The organism is Tannerella forsythia, from assembly GCF_001006485.1.
Taxonomy (GTDB): Bacteria; Bacteroidota; Bacteroidia; order Bacteroidales; family Tannerellaceae; genus Tannerella; species Tannerella forsythia.
Genome location: NZ_JUET01000113.1, coordinates 1 through 15,995 on the forward strand (window position 1 = coordinate 1; position 15,995 = coordinate 15,995).

5 protein-coding genes and 1 pseudogene are annotated in these 15,995 nt (G+C 44.3%); 3 read left to right on the plus strand and 3 right to left on the minus strand.

The features are described 5' to 3' along the window. Positions 1–328: 328 nt before the first annotated feature. The 3 genes and pseudogenes from Tanf_RS10420 to Tanf_RS10430 all read left to right on the plus strand — a co-directional run bounded on the left by Tanf_RS10420 (position 329) and on the right by Tanf_RS10430 (position 2,065). A complete protein-coding gene (locus Tanf_RS10420) occupies positions 329–991 on the plus strand; it encodes a 50S ribosomal protein L25/general stress protein Ctc (protein ID WP_046825825.1) in 663 nt (220 codons plus the stop codon). 93 nt (positions 992–1,084) lie between these two features. Beyond that, positions 1,085–1,648: an aminoacyl-tRNA hydrolase gene (pth, locus tag Tanf_RS10425; protein ID WP_014226194.1), complete on the plus strand. Its 564-nt coding sequence runs from the start codon at positions 1,085–1,087 to the stop codon at positions 1,646–1,648. A 2-nt stretch (positions 1,649–1,650) separates the two neighbouring features. Next, positions 1,651–2,065: pseudogene (locus Tanf_RS10430) on the plus strand (RNA-binding S4 domain-containing protein). A 923-nt stretch (positions 2,066–2,988) separates the two neighbouring features. Here the strand turns inward: Tanf_RS10430 and Tanf_RS10435 are convergent. The 3 genes from Tanf_RS10435 to Tanf_RS10450 all read right to left on the minus strand — a co-directional run bounded on the left by Tanf_RS10435 (position 2,989) and on the right by Tanf_RS10450 (position 15,995). Then, positions 2,989–4,863: a SusD/RagB family nutrient-binding outer membrane lipoprotein gene (locus Tanf_RS10435; RefSeq protein WP_046825826.1), complete on the minus strand. Its 1,875-nt coding sequence runs from the start codon at positions 4,861–4,863 to the stop codon at positions 2,989–2,991. Between the two features lie 44 nt (positions 4,864–4,907). Continuing rightward, positions 4,908–8,318 carry a SusC/RagA family TonB-linked outer membrane protein gene (locus tag Tanf_RS10440; RefSeq protein ID WP_046825827.1) on the minus strand — a complete coding sequence of 1,137 codons (3,411 nt, stop codon included), beginning with the start codon at positions 8,316–8,318 and terminating at the stop codon, positions 4,908–4,910. Between the two features lie 468 nt (positions 8,319–8,786). After that, positions 8,787–15,995, minus strand: coding sequence for an InlB B-repeat-containing protein (locus Tanf_RS10450; protein ID WP_080948620.1), 7,209 nt, complete (start codon positions 15,993–15,995; stop codon positions 8,787–8,789).

Sequence of the window (15,995 nt, forward strand, 5' to 3'; positions counted from 1 at the left end):
TCCATAAGTATTTTCCCAAATAATGGCCTGGTCATATCCCATAATACAGAGATAAATGCTATCTTTGTGCACATCAAGGCCGGCAACTGTTCGAGTTCTGTTCATAATTATTTTTTTAAATTTTTTTTCCTCCAAGATAGTAAAATTGTGGCTAAGAACACGCAGAGGAGGGGACAGAAAACAGAGCGTCGGCCTTGTGTTTTTATCTGCCCGGTGTAAAATCTCGAGGATTTTATCTAAATTTGCGGCGCTTTTTTAAAGGCCTGTCGTCGTGTGATGGGAAATTAGGAAGCAGAAACTAATTTTGAGTAACACAATTTTTAGAAAAATGAAAACATTTGAATTGAAAGGAACGCCGCGGGAGAACCTCGGCAAGAAAATGTCGAAAAACCTGCGCAAACAAGGCATGATCCCGGCCGTTTTATATGGTCAGGAACCTGTTGCATTGCCCTATACGGGAAAAATGAATGCAGGAGAGAAACTGGTAGAAATCGGAGACGGTAAGGGAATCATTGTCACGGATTTTTCCGTATCGTTCGATGGAGTGCGCAAACTGATCTATACACCGGAAATCCATCTGGTTTCGATCGAGATGGGAGACGGAAGAAAAGTGAATGCTATTTTGAAAGAGATTCAGTTTCATGCTGTTTCGGATGCGATATTGCATTTGGATTTTCAGGAAGTATTTGCCGACAAACCGATCGAGATGCACGTTCCGGTAGAATTGATCGGTCACGCTGTCGGTGTGAAGGCCGGTGGTAAGTTGACGCAGGCCATGCGTAAGCTGAAAGTGAAAGGGCTGGCAGAACAGATTCCGGAGAAGTTGACGGTCAATGTCGATCATCTGGAGCTGGGCAAAACCATCAAGGTAGGCGAATTGCAGTTTGATCATGTAGAATTGATCAGTCCGAAAAATGCAGTTGTATGCGCGGTGAAGATGACACGTGCCGCACAGAGCGCTGCCGGAGCTGCCGCAGCAGCCGAAAAATAAAGGAAAGCTGTTGCTTTTGTAAACAAAGAGGGAGGAGATGTTTTTCGAAAGAGACATACTCCTCTTTTTTAATGATTCCATATCTATCGCGTGATGAAATATCTGATTGTCGGGTTAGGAAATATAGGCGAAGAATACTGGGGTACGCGCCATAATATCGGTTTCCGTATAGTTAACGAACTGACTGATGCAGCCGGCGCACACTTCACGGAAGAGCGTTACGGAGCCGTGGCACGTTTTCGTGTGAAAAATGCCGAGCTGGTAGTCTTGAAGCCAAATACATTTATGAATCTGAGCGGCCATGCCGTACGTTACTGGTTACAGAAAGAGTCGGTGCCCATCTCGCAACTGCTTGTGGTGGTAGACGATCTGTCGCTTCCGTTCGGCACGTTACGGCTGAAACCGAAAGGGAGCGATGCCGGACACAACGGGCTGCGGAATATCAAAGAACTGCTCGGCACGGAAGCGTATGCCCGCCTGCGTTTCGGGATCGGGAACGATTTTCCGCGCGGACGACAAGTCGATTACGTCCTGAGCCCATTCACCGACGAAGAACTTGACAAAATGCCGGACTGCGTAAAACTGGCTGCCGAGATGATACGCAGCTTCTGCCTTGCCGGAGCGGATGTGACCATGAATCAGTTTAATCGCCGATGAATATGGATGAAGTCAGAATCGATAAATGGATGTGGGCTACACGTATTTTCAAAACACGCACCATCGCGGCCGACGCCTGCAAAAAGAATCGCATCGCCATGGGAGGAGTGAACGTGAAGCCGTCGCGAATGATTAAGGTCGGCGATATCATCGAAGTGCGTAAGCCTCCGGTCACGTTCTCGTTCAAGGTGCTTCGTCTGACGGAAAACCGCATGAGCGCCAAATCAGTGCCTGAATATCTCGAAAACATCACCCCTCCCGAAGAGTACGAGAAACTGGAACTAAACCGGATATCCGGCTTTGTAGACCGGGCCAAAGGATTGGGACGCCCCACAAAAAAAAGAACGCCGCGAGCTGGAACAATTTACCAGCCTCGATATAACCGACGGCTTCTTCCGGAACGACGAGGAGCTATAGACTGTGCTAAAGCAAGTTAAGCAGTCAGGGTAATAACCCTGAAGGCGTTGAGGTGTTGACTCGTTGAGATGTTGATTTGTTTAGTTGTTGATTCGTTGGCCGAATGCGAATAAACGAAAAGTAAAAAGTGAATACCCGAAAGATTTTTCGTTCTTCATTCTTCGTTTTTCACTTTCACGCAACAACCGAACGCTGACCGCTGAAAACTGATGGCTGAATACTGTAAGAGCCCTGAAAGGGCGCGTTAATTCAGCCCAATGTGGAGCGAAGCGAAGCGTTGGGGAAAAAACAATATCCCCATTGGAAGGGCTGAAAGCCTGACATATAATTATTAAATATAATGAATGTCCGTATATATGCCTAAAATTAATTATATATTACTGATATACAGAAATTTATTTATCACTCTGTTCCATACATCCAAATTATTGTTATTAAATGGTTTAATGGAGCTTTTAGGTACAAACACAGATATTCATTTTAAATATTTATGCATGGTACATCTTGGGTATGTGTTCGACTTATATGACCATGGTATGCTTTGTGGCGGTGTATCATAACGGGCGAGCTGCTTCATTGCTTGCGGAATGCGAGCTCGGTCACATACCCCAGCATACCCCATCCCACTCATCCTTAACAACTTGCATTTCACCTATACTTACACACCTAAAGAAAGTGTGCCCAAACATGGCGTTTTGACACACCCTCAATATCAATTGTCAATGAACTATCGCAATAACTTTTTCTATCACGTAATTGGGGTTTAAAGAAAATGTAGCATCTTTTTATGATAATCACGTGAAAACTTATAAGACACTAAAAAAACAACCGTATATAAAAAAATAAAAATAAAAAGAGGCTGTCTTTCATTTTGAGACAGCCTCTTTCCTTATATAAAGCTATATTACAAAAAAAATACAGGCTTATAACTTCGGCCCCTCTCCCCATTGAGGTGCATTCTTATCCTGCCATATACGTTCCGAATTCAATATTGGCCCGGATCCTATCGAAAAACCTTGCCTCTTATATGCTTCTACAAGGATATTATACATCAAATCTGTGGGAGACGGCGCACTTAAAGCCATCCGGCGTGGTATAGATGTAACCGGTATTTGAGTGTACGCTTTACGAGGAAATAAAGCTGAGTTAAACTTCGGAATTCCCGAACGACGTGCTGTTGCATATTGATCAATTGGAGACAAATAGAAGTGAAATAGTTGTTGGAGATATACTTTTTCCAAATCATCAACTGTATTGCCGGTCAGTTTATAATCTGTATGTCCCATCAATATATCAATCTCACCATCCATTAGTTTTATTGGTTTTTCATTGGGATCATATCCATAATTTGTGTCATAATACGGAATTTTGTTTTTCCCTGCTACATAGTCATATTCAGCGACAGAAGCTCTAACAGCCTTATCAAAGTAATCAGAAGCCATTTTCGGCAAGTTTGCACCTAATAGCTTAAGTTCCGCTAAATAAAGATTGACTTCACCAGTAGTCATATACATACCATACCATGGCCTTCCTTCCTTGTTTGTCTGTATCACAGGATCATTCGGACGCGTAGGATATGTAAAATCCTTTCTGCCGTAAATCATCTCCGACATAAATTGGGATATAGGTCTGTAAGTATGCTTATCATCATACTTACACTTTTCTCCCCAATTAAACCAATCACCAAATTTAGCTGTCTCTTTTGCTGCATCATAATCTAGAGGAACACCATAATACCGTACCCAAGGCTCTCCGGCACCTTTCCATGCTTTAAATTTATACATACCATCAGCACCTACTTCATAATCGATATTATCCATTATATATTTCGGTATTTGATTTTGTTTTTTAGCTTCAAAAAACAAATCCACAATACGGGAATTCCAACTATTTTTGAAAAAGATAAAACGAACACGGGGGTCTCGGTTTTTAACCATAAAATCAATTACGTTTTGAGATGGAGATACGTTATTCAGAATACCATTTTGCCAATGATAAGCATAATCATCATTTTCCGTATTCTTAACGGCCTTGTTAAATATAAAATCATCACCTGCTCCATCCAATACGCCACAAGATGCAGCTATAACCTCTTCTGCTATTTTTAAAGCCTTACCCTTGTCTTGAGAGATTAATCGAACGGCTAATTTCAATTTTAATGAATTGGCCAGTTTAGCCCATTTGGCAGCATCTCCATTATAAATAGGATCTTGTACTGCAATAAACACTTGCTTTGACGTAGGAGAAGTAAAAGCCTTTATAGCCTGATCAAGACTATTCAGCCAAAGAGTGTATAAATCATTTACAGTATCATACTTAGGAGTTAATGTTCCTCCATGAATAGCTTGTGCTGCTTCTGTATGAGGGATATCACCAACAAAGTCTGTATCGTATAACCCTAAATATACACATAAGATGTCTAATGCTGCAGCACATTGTTCATATTGGGCTTTATCTTCTTCTTTCATGGTCGACCGCGCATACTTGATTTCATTTGCATATTTAAGAACATCAATACTTCTTAGACCTTGAAAAGAGGCGCCATTTGTAATATCTGTTGTAACACTGCCACTAGGTACGCCGGTTTGAATCCATTGGTATATTTCTGCTGCATTATAAAACCAATACGTATAACCTGATGGTTCAAACTCTAATATTCCCTGAGAGAATAAATAAGAAACATTCGCTTCTGTAACAGAACTCGGATCTTGATTCAATTCAGCAAAATTATCCCTGCATCCGACAAGAGAAAGAAGTATTATTACTCCAACTGATAATATTACTTTATATGCTTTCATAATGTTATATATCTATTTTTTTTTGAGATGACATTTATTAGTTTTCAGAATCCAATATTTACCGTAAATGTAAAACTGGATGTAACTCCCGTATACGAACGGATACGGAATTCTGCGGCCGATGTTCCAGAAACAGATTCAGGATTTTCTCCACTCGGAGCGGTATTCAGCAGATATCCCAAGTTATGACCGGCTAATATCAAATTCATACTTTTAGCATTCAATTTAGAACAAATGTTAGTCGGCATACGGTATGACAACATCACATCGCGCAGGGCAATATAATTCAACTTTTTCACCCAATCTTCGTTTACAACACCATAATTCCGGCCGGCCATTGTCCATGCATTATTTCGATATGTCCATCCAGATACATGTGTCGGTTCTATCACCCCTTTTTTTATCAGTTCTTCATACGATTCTCCGGCATCAGATACGCCTCCTTTACCTACAGTATAAACAGATTTGTCTGGTTGTGTTATTTTCGTTCCCTCTGGAAGGATACCATTTGGAATCACTCCGTCACGGTATGCAATACCATCATATTTCGAAGTCCATTCTACTCCTCCATGCCCGGGACGTCCTTTCAATGAATTTTCAGTAAACCCGTAAGCCGTACCGTAACGCGAATTATATGATGCAACATAACCTCCAAAACGCATATCCAACCCCACTCTCACATTCCAGTTTTTCCACGTCAAACCAGTAGATATACCTCCGATAAAATCAGGAAGCATCGAACCGATTTCCTGTATTTCTGCTTCGTTACGAAGGTAGTGAGCCGTTCTTTGCGCATCTCTCCAACCTAAAATAGGTAAACCGGATTTTTTATCATACTTCAATTCACTGTCTGTAAGAAGTAATCCATATGCTGAACCAACTTTTGCAACCGAACCGATACGATAATTACCATATGATACATCACCGCTTAACCGGATATAATCCGCTACATTTTCATGCAGCGATATGATTTTATTCATATTCTTAGACCAAGTGAAATCTAATGTCCATTCCCAGTTTTCATTTCTGAACGGTACTGTATTCAATGCCAATTCAATCCCTCTATTTTCGATATTTCCAGCATTAATCAACTGATTTTTGATGCCAGAGACTCCGGGAACTTCTATACTCATTATCTGGTTATAAGTATTTTCTTTATAGTACGTTGCATCAATACCAATACGATTGTCAAAGAAACGCCAATCTATACCTACCTCCCATGCGTTTTTACGCTCCGGTTTCAAATTTTGATCATATGATGAATCCGACAATTTAAGTCCATAATAGTTATTATTATTAGCCATCGTCGATGTATTAAGTTTATAGGCTGTATTGACGAGATACGGATCCGTATCATTGCCGACCTGCGCCCATGATCCGCGAACTTTGGCAAAAGAAATCCAGTCAGGAAGTTCTTCTCTAAACATATTAGATATTAACCATGAAGCATTAACGGAAGGATAAAAATAAGAATAGTTACCATGCTTATCACTGTATACTAATGAAGAAGCCCAGTCATTTCGTCCGGTTACATCCATGAATAACAAATCTTTCCAACTGAATCCAGCTTGAAAAGCCAATGAGAGAATTCGTTTTGTTCCCAATATACGAGCATTATATTCCGGTGTCTGTTTGGAGTTTTTAATGAAATATTGATTCGGAACAATCAAACCTTCTTTAGTTTTCATATTCTGTTCCTGACCGAAGTTATTATAATATTCACCACGGATAAAACCATTAAATGCCCAATCGCCGAACGTTTTATTAAAAAGTATATTGGCATTTAAATTGGTTTGTTCTCGCACAGACTGTTCAATCGCATATTCACCACCTTCGTTCGCATAATTGCTACCCGGATTTTTACGTTCAGCACGAACATAGTAGTAATTGTAACTACCCTCCATATTAAAACGCAGCCAATCTGTCAGATCAATATTCAATTTAACTGACGGACGAACAGAGGTCTCTTTTCGCATGTAATTGTTTTCGTAAATATTCCACCATGTCGCTCTGCCCGGATATACACCATATTGATCCCCATATTTAGACTCGGCAAGTCCACCATGTTCTCCTTTATATTTATCTTTCAATTCTGTAGGATCATACGAGGCTCCCCAAGTTCCATTTACAAAATTTTCTCCAATATTAATTGGACTATTTTTAGGTTGAGAATTAGCAAAAGTAATACCTGCTTCCAATTCTATTTTATCGGTAATCTTATGACTTCCTTTACCCATAAAAGATAAACGTTGGAAATTATTATTCGGTACAATACCATCAGCATATTTATATGATAAAGAGGTATAAAACGTTGTTTTTTCATTTCCTCCGGTTATTGCTAAATTTGTATTTGTATTAAATCCTGGCTGATATGCTTTTTTATAACGGTTAGAAATGCCTCTGTAAGGAATCATCGTACCGTCATAATATTCGATTTGGCTTCCATCAAATGCGGGCCCCCATGCCAATCCTTGATCGGGTATCAAGCTGGGAATGTTGTTTTTTGTCGTATTACGAGGAAACTGATGTTCCGAATCAAATGCATAATAATTCCCAGAAGCATCCTTTTCTCCGTATCCGACATAGCCAGCAATTGTCCCATTTCCAAACTCGCTCTGAAGACGAGGAGATGACGTGACAATATCGGCTCCCAACGTTTGTGTAAACTGTATCCCCAAACCCTTACTTGACTTACCGGATTTGGTTGTAATGACAATCGCTCCATTCATTCCTCTGGAACCATAAAGCGCAGTTGCTGCAGCTCCCTTCAGTACGGAGACCGTTTCAAAGTCTTCCGGATTCAAATTTTTCAACTCATTGCCATAGTCACCGCTATTGCTATCCCAATCCGGATTCCCTTCTTTAATATCATTATTCAAGATAACACCATCGACAACATAGATAGGCTGATTATTCTTTCCCAAAGTAGAAACACCACGGATCAGAATCTTACTCGAACCGAACAATCCTCCGTCTGAACCGGATATTTCCACTCCAGCTACTTTTCCTTGCAGTGCTGATACAGGATTTATCAACGTCGTATTCAATTCATCTCCTTTAATCTCTTTCATAGCATATCCTAATGCTTTCTGGCTACGCTTCATTCCCAACGCCGTCACCACCACTTCGCCCAGCACTTCGCTGTCTTCTTCGAGAGTTACGTTAATCGTTGTCCTTCCGTTGACGGCTATTTTCTGAACTTTCATACCGACGTAGCTGAATTCGAGACTCGCTTTGCTGTTAACGCCCGCCAGCGTATAGTTTCCGTCGATATCCGTCACCGTACCCTGACTCGTACTCCCTTCCACCACGACGGTAGCCCCGGTCAAAGGTTCATTGTTCCGATCCGTCACGGTTCCCCGCACGGTAATCGTCTGCGCCGAAAGCGAAAGTGTCGAAATACACAGCAACAGTGTAAGTAAACCTCTCGCCTCAAAAAGTTTTTTTACTTTCATGCTTTTTTATTTTTAGTTATACAATATAAATATACTTCACGTTAAAAATCTTCAACGTTCTTCCGGTAAGTCTGTCACATGGAGATATGCCCCATCACCTACCATAATCTTCAAAAAATGCGGCATAAACTGAATATGTCTTGCTTGTTTGCACGATTGATTTTCAAAATTGTGTTGACGCTGCAAAGATACACCTATATTTTTTAATCGTAAAATATTTTTTTTTATGTTGTAAAACATAGCAAAAAAAACCGTTCAAAAAAGTTCTTCCCTGAAATAGTTTCCACAACATACTCCTACAATCGACGAGAATTGTAGCCAAACATGTCCCCCCCCGAGCGCAATACGGCAAGAACTGTAAACCGGCATGAATTGGTTCACGGGGATATACAAAAAAGGCTGCCCGCATAAAAATTTACGGGGCAGCCTTCTGATCATATCCCTCCGGAAAACCGGAGAAAAAACAATTTACTCTACCATCACTTTGTAAACCCGACCATCCATGACTACGGTATAGAATCCCGCCGCTAACGGAAGGCTCGTATTGCCTTGTGGAATCATCTGCTGAGTATGGAGCTTCCCATCAAGCGTATAAAGTTGCATGATGGTGGCATATTGAGCTTCGATATAGAGATGTTGCCTGTGTGCCCATACCTTATGCTGAGGCATTGACGCATTGGAAACAGGACTGACACCGTTAATCGACACGTCCAGCGCTTCCCAGACTTTCAATATCGTAACGGTCACACTGCCGTCGCTGTTTTTGTTCATAATGATACCGTGTTTGTCACGAACGGGAATACCGGTTGTTACAGTCAGATATTTGAGGCTGTATCCTGCTTTCGGCCGTACGGTAAAGACAAAATTCTCTTGTCCCTTCACCATATGTATACCTGGTCCCGGTTCGGTAATCAGCCCCGGTACTTCAGGCAGGGTCACCGGACGCTCAATCGGATTAAACGTAAGATCTCCGGCATTGGACTCATAGGCTCCGATATCTACACGATTGTCGCTGATACGTTCCTTATGACTCAAATCGAAGCGTACGCCTGAATGGTAGGACGACTTCGGATATTGCAAAAGGATATCCCACGGTGTCTTTATCTGTAATAGAGCACCGTTATAGCCTCCGTTTACGGCTGGACTTAAATTCGCAAGTTTGTAATCGCCACGACGCATCGTCACACCGTCACTCTCAAACCCTTTGTGCAGGAACAGCGGATTACGGTCCATATTGCCCTGACTGTCTCGTCCGAGAGACGCATTCCATCCGCCCGAAGTTCTCGAACCGCCGATGATACTGAATGCATAAAGAGGAGAACCGCTGTCATTGACTACATCATTTGTTGCCGGAGCGTCTTCCGTAGCCACGTTGCCCCAGATAATCGTATTCGTAATCACGGGACTGCTTGCCTTGTTATACAATCCGCCGCCACGCATAGCCTTGTTGCCGCTGACCGTCACATTCAACATCTGCAAGTCTCCTCCATCATTGTAAATCCCAGCACCTTCGGATGACTGATTTCCACTGATTTCAGTATTGACAATCAATGATGCCGGATGACCGTGTAACGGTGCAGGCAGATAGATTCCTCCTCCCTGCTTAGTGGCTATATTATCACGGATAATCGCGTTAGCTACCGTACCCGAAGCGCTTTCGTAGAGCACGCCGGCACCTCGCTCGGCACGTCCGTCTTCGATCACGAACCCGTCAATACGGCTTCTCATCGAATTTTTCACCTTCCACACCGACGTCCCGTTTCCTTTTACGATCGTCGGATACAGGGCAATGTTACGCTGATACAAGTATTCTTCCGTTCCCTCAAAACCGCCATAAATCTCGATACTGTCTTGCAGAATCTCAAAGGATCGTCCGGACACAGGCTGATACGTTCCCTGAGCCACCCAGATACGGTCGCCCACCGTAGCATGAGCAAGCGCATCGGTAATGTTCAGGAAGGCATTTTGCCACGACGAACCATCTCGCTGTCCGCCCGTAGCCCGATGATTGACAAAGAACCCAAGCGAGTGCTGACTGATTTGAATATTCGTAGATACCCGCTTGCTGCATTGGATACCGGCATACGTAAATGTCACATCGGCAGTAACTGCTTTCTCACCCATCGTACTCCAGGTCACCATTAGCGAGTCAGCCGAAGCTTTTCGGATAACTCCTCCTCCGGAAACACTCCAGTTGGAAGTAACATGCGGCCACATCTCACGCGGAATATCAAGCACAAACTCCTGTACACGATTCAATTTAGCGCCCGTTGTCGTAATATAACGGATGGATGAACTACTGTTTTCCATCAGGAAGTACACATGTAGCGTATCGTTTACGATCCTGGTTCCATAGTTTGTGCTGCACACATAACGTCCGGATTTCATTGCATCAATGTTCTTCGTCGTCAGTATCCGTCCGTCGGGTAATATCCATTGCCAGGATTTTCCCTGCGGATCGCCATATAGGATACGCGGTCCCTCACACACAAACAACGTATCGTTGATCTTACCCGGATGGTTATTGTTCAGACTGTCCAAATCCCTGGTCCAATGTGCATCGAAGTTCAAATCCCCTGCTGTATTTGCCGGAATAGTGAATGTCAATGCCATGGGTGCTGTCGGTATTTCACGACATGTCCATCCGATGAAAATCGCTTTCGGATTCAAATGTGTCGGTTCGGTTGCAATGTCAACCGGTAATTGTGTTACATTATAAGTAGACGGATTTCCCGGCACATGGACTCCACCATTCAGATGATAGTGTAACGTATAGTTATTTAAGTCCCACGTAGCCGTAAAGGTCAGGTTACCCGGTACGCCCGGTGTCGTATTTTCGATCCGGAACGGATCCGGTGTGCCCGGCAGTCCGTGCCCCGTCCATCCTTTGAAAGTATATCCCAGGCGGGTCGGGGTCAAGTTTACGTCAAGTGGTAAATCCGTCACATTATATCCTGCCAGATTAGATGGAATCGTAGGATTCACTCCTCCATTCGGATTAAATGTTATCGTGTAAGCATTGGCGCTCCAGTGGGCCGTGTAGTTCAAATCGCCCGTTGATCCCTGAGGAACGGTAACGGTGGTTTGCGGCACCGAGCCGTTGCTTCCGGTCCAGCCTACGAACGTCCAGCCGGTACGTGTCGGAGGCACCAAATTAAAGGTAGCCGTCTCGACCGTGTAGGACGTAACGTGCCCTGCTCCTTCCGTTCCATGGTCCAGCGTATAATGGATCGTATACGTAATCGGATTCCAATGCGCCGTATAGGTCAGGTTTTCCGGCGTACCCGGGGTCGAGAACGTACTTGCCTGCACGTTGATGGTCTTGTTAGCAACCGTTAAGTCATGTCCTGTCCAACCGGTAAAATCATATCCCGTACGGGTAGGCTGATTGGCTGGAGCGGTCGTGTTGATGACAAACGGTACCTCAGTAATCTTAAATGTCGCCTTGTTAGGCGTAGCCGGTGCCATTCCGTTATTCAGGTTATACGTAATCGTATATCCGTTTTCCGACCATGTAGCCGTATAATTACGATCTCCGATAGAGCCGGTGGGGATGGTCACAGAGGTAGACGGAGTCGTCAGGTCAGTACCCGTCCACCCTGCAAAGGCATACCCCGTGCGGGTCGGGTTGTTCAGTGTGATGGCCGGAGTCGTTACCTGATACGAGGCAGGGTTCGTCGGAGAGACTGTCCCTCCGGCGAGTGTATACGTTATATTATAGGTGATAATGTTCCATTGAGCAATGTATGTCAGATTTCCCGGCACTCCGTTGGTAGAAGAGGTGATATTGAACGGTGCCGTCTGATTTGTCAACCCATGTCCGTTCCAGCCGGCAAACGTATACCCTCGATAAGTAGGTGTTACAGACACATTGTTCAAAGGCAACTTAGGCATATCATACCCTGTCCATATAGAGGGGATTGATGGATTAATCCCGCCGTTCGCATTGAACGTAATGGTATAAGCATTGGATGTCCAGATCGCTTTATAGGTCTGGTGCGCATGTGAAGACGATACTTTCGGAATCGTAATAGCCGGTCCTCCGCTTGCACCGGCGCCCTGCTCCCAGCCTACGAATGTGAAACCGGGTTTAGTAGCCGTAACAGAGAAGGTCTTAGGAAGTTCGGTATCGTTAAACTGTGTCGGGGCTCCGGCAGAAACAGTCGTTAATACGGTCGCTCCGTCATCATCTACATATTTAATCGTATACGTAATCGGGGTCCATGTGGCCGTATAGGTCCGGTTGCCGGTAGAGCCCAACGGAATCTGTACCGACATGGACGAACCGGAAATACCCGTTCCCGTCCAGCCGGCAAACGTATAGCCCGAACGCGTCGGATTATGGAGCGTAATCGTAGGAGTCGTGACGTAATACTCGTCGGGATTCGGTGTAGTCACCGTTCCTTCGGCCAGATCGTAAGTGATCGTGTATCTGTCAGCCGTCCACGTGGCCGTATACGAACGATGCCCGACCGAGCCCTGCGGAATCTGTACAGACATGCTCGTTCCCACGATACCCGTTCCCGTCCAGCCGGCAAACGTATAGCCTGTACGCGTAGGGTTGTTGAGCGTAATTGTGGAAGTTGTATAGGTATATGTCGCAGGATTTGCGGTTGCAACCGTTCCGCCGCCCAAGTCATAGTTCAGGTTATACGTATCCAGGGTCCACTGTGCCGTATAGGTCAGGTTGCCGGGTACTCCGTTGGTCGTAGAAGCGATGGTAAACGGTGCCTTATGATTCGTCAGCCCGTGTCCTGTCCATCCGTTAAAAGTATATCCTGTACGCGTAGGAGTCACACTGACACCACTTAGCGGAAGCTTAGACATATCGTAACTTGTCCAGTTCGGCTGAATCGTCGGATTTACTCCACCATTCGGGTTGAAAGTGATCGTATAGGCAATCGACGACCACGTAGCCGTATAGCTTTGATTCGCATGCGTATTGTTGGGGATGGTAATCACTTTGCCGCCATCTGCTCCGGCGCCGCCTGTCCAGCCTGTAAAGGTCCAGCCCGGTTTGGTCGGCTCATTGTTAATGGTAAGCGGCAACTGCGGATCGTTGAATTGCGTCGGTGCTCCCGGTACCGTAATGGTAGCCGAACCATCCAGATATGTGATGGTATAATTGATAGGTGTCCAGTTAGCCGTATATTCACGGTTTCCGGTCGAGCCTCGCGGAATCCTCACGTCCATCACTTGGCCGCTTAGCTCCGTTCCACTCCAGCCGGCAAACGTATACCCCGAACGAGTAGGCCTGTTGAGACTCAGTTCGGCCGATTCAATGGTATAGTTCGTCGGATTCGAAGCCGTCCCTCCGTTCAGATGATAAGTCAACGTATAATTGATCGGCGTCCAGTTAGCCGTATACGACAAGTTTTGCGGATCGCCCGTAGGAAGAAAGACGGCATTTGTTACATGGACGGTTTTTGTAACCGATGTAGCATTAGGCCCGGTCCAACCGGTAAAATCATAGCCGGTACGGGTGGGTTGATTAGCGGTGGCCGTAGAATTGATGTCAAAAGGCACCTCCGTAATCTTATAGTTCGCCTTATTGGGTGAAGCCGGCGCATTACCGGAATTGTAGTTATACGAAATCGTATACGTATTTTCGGTCCAGTTTGCCGTGTAGTTTTTATTTCCGGTAGAGCCTTGGGGGATCGAAACCGATGTACTCGGAGACGTTCCGTTGCTGCCCGTCCAGCCCGTAAACGTAAAGCCGGGTTTTCTGGGGGCTCTCAACGAGAAACTCGGTGTATTCACGTCATACAATGTCGGGTTCGAACCGCCCTCCACGACTCCGCCATTGAGTGTATACGTAATCGTATAGCTGTCAAGCCCCCAGTCGGCACGAAGGGTGAGGTTCTTATCCGTATGTGCGGGAATGACGAACGGTTTAGCCGGGGTTGTAATGTTCAACTCCTGACATGTCCATCCCTTAAACGTATACCCTTTTCGTGTCGGTTCATTTGAAATCGTCATCGACTGATCATACAAGTATGTCGCCGGATTGGATGTCGTCGGAGCTGTCCCTCCGTTATAGTCGTATGTAATCTTAAGTTTGGGATGCACCTTGATCGTAAATGTCTTCGGCGCTCCGGGACAAATTCCCTGCGGCGTAGCGGTAATCGTTGCCATAATCGGGGCACTGCTCTCGTTTTTTGCAGTAAACGAAGGCAAATTTCCATTTCCGGAAGAATTCAGGCCGATGCTCGTGTTCGAGTTCGTCCAGGTCACCGTCGCATTGGTTGGATTCGTTGCAAACGTTATGGCAGGTACAGTCTGTCCGTAATGGTATTCCAGATCGGGCAAGTTCGTCGTAATGACAGGGTGAACTTCATCATCCCGAATCGTAATGGTAGCCTGATTATTGGTCGGGCTTTTTCGTATCAAATCATTGCATTGACCGGGATCATCAATCGATATTTGGAAGGTAAGGTCGTTATTACACGTCGTATTATCTTTGATCGTGATGTTATTCAGGGTAATTTCCTTCGCCGTGTTATAATCTCCGGCAGGAATAGTAACTCCTTTCACATACGTAAAATGAGTACCTTGCTGAGCGGTACCGTTATGCAACGTGAAATTACATACTTGATCTTGAGTTAACTGCCCCCCACTGACACGTATCTTGACCGTGTTGGTTGCATGATCGCCGTTTCCTTCAGATTCGGAATAGGCATTCGAGGTAAGTTCAACCGTTACCGGAGAAGACGGCACACTCGGAACCTGAGGATCATCCACCGGGGTATTATCAAATTCTCCTTTATTGTTTCCATACCCATGCAGCACCTGCTTGGCGAGTACTTGTCCGGCCGTAGTAAATGGACCCACCGTAAACTCTACGGCAACTCCGTCATCTATACATGATGATGTATTGACTGTATTCGACAATTTAATATCTGATCCTATACTATTGCGAGAGCCATAATACCCTGTAAAATAACTTCTAAAACTCCCCTTAGTTTTAAATCCATGAGTAGATGGAGATATCCCTGAAGCATAACGACTGCAAGTCGAACTATTATCTGTAGGTAATCGATAATTACCCACAAATTGTCCTGTTGCATTTTCAGTTTTATAGCCACGCGAACCATCAGACCCTAAAATATTTGCATCATGATCAAGATATATATGAACTGTTTGATTAGGTGTCGAAAGATTGGATGGAGCCCGCACAAAATAATCTACCACAAAATAATTATTGGGGTGGGTATATGTTACATTCAATGTAACATAAAACAAATCCGATGAAATAGTAGATTGAACCCATCCGGTAATACTTGTTTTATACGTATTCCCATTCTGCTCCACAGGAGTCGTAGAACAAGCAGCCAAAGTTCTCGCAGCAGAATTAAATGAAGAACCTTGGCTAAAGCGGAAACTTAATGCCACTCCTCCTGTTGCCCCATTTGGCCAAACTTGCCCACAACAATATTGTGCTAAATTATTTCGATAGACAGCTAATGCTCCATTCAAGTTTACTTGAACTTTCAGCCCGTCACTTAATCCGGTTCCTCCCGTAGGATTGATTACCTGAGCAGTCTGCGCCCAAGCTCCGGACACGGCACATAATGCTAAAAACATCATCAGCCGGAAACGCATTTTCACACACACATGTTCTGCAATAAAAGCAGAAAAGGCTTTTAGCCTTCGTCGAAGAATGTAATTCTCTTTCAT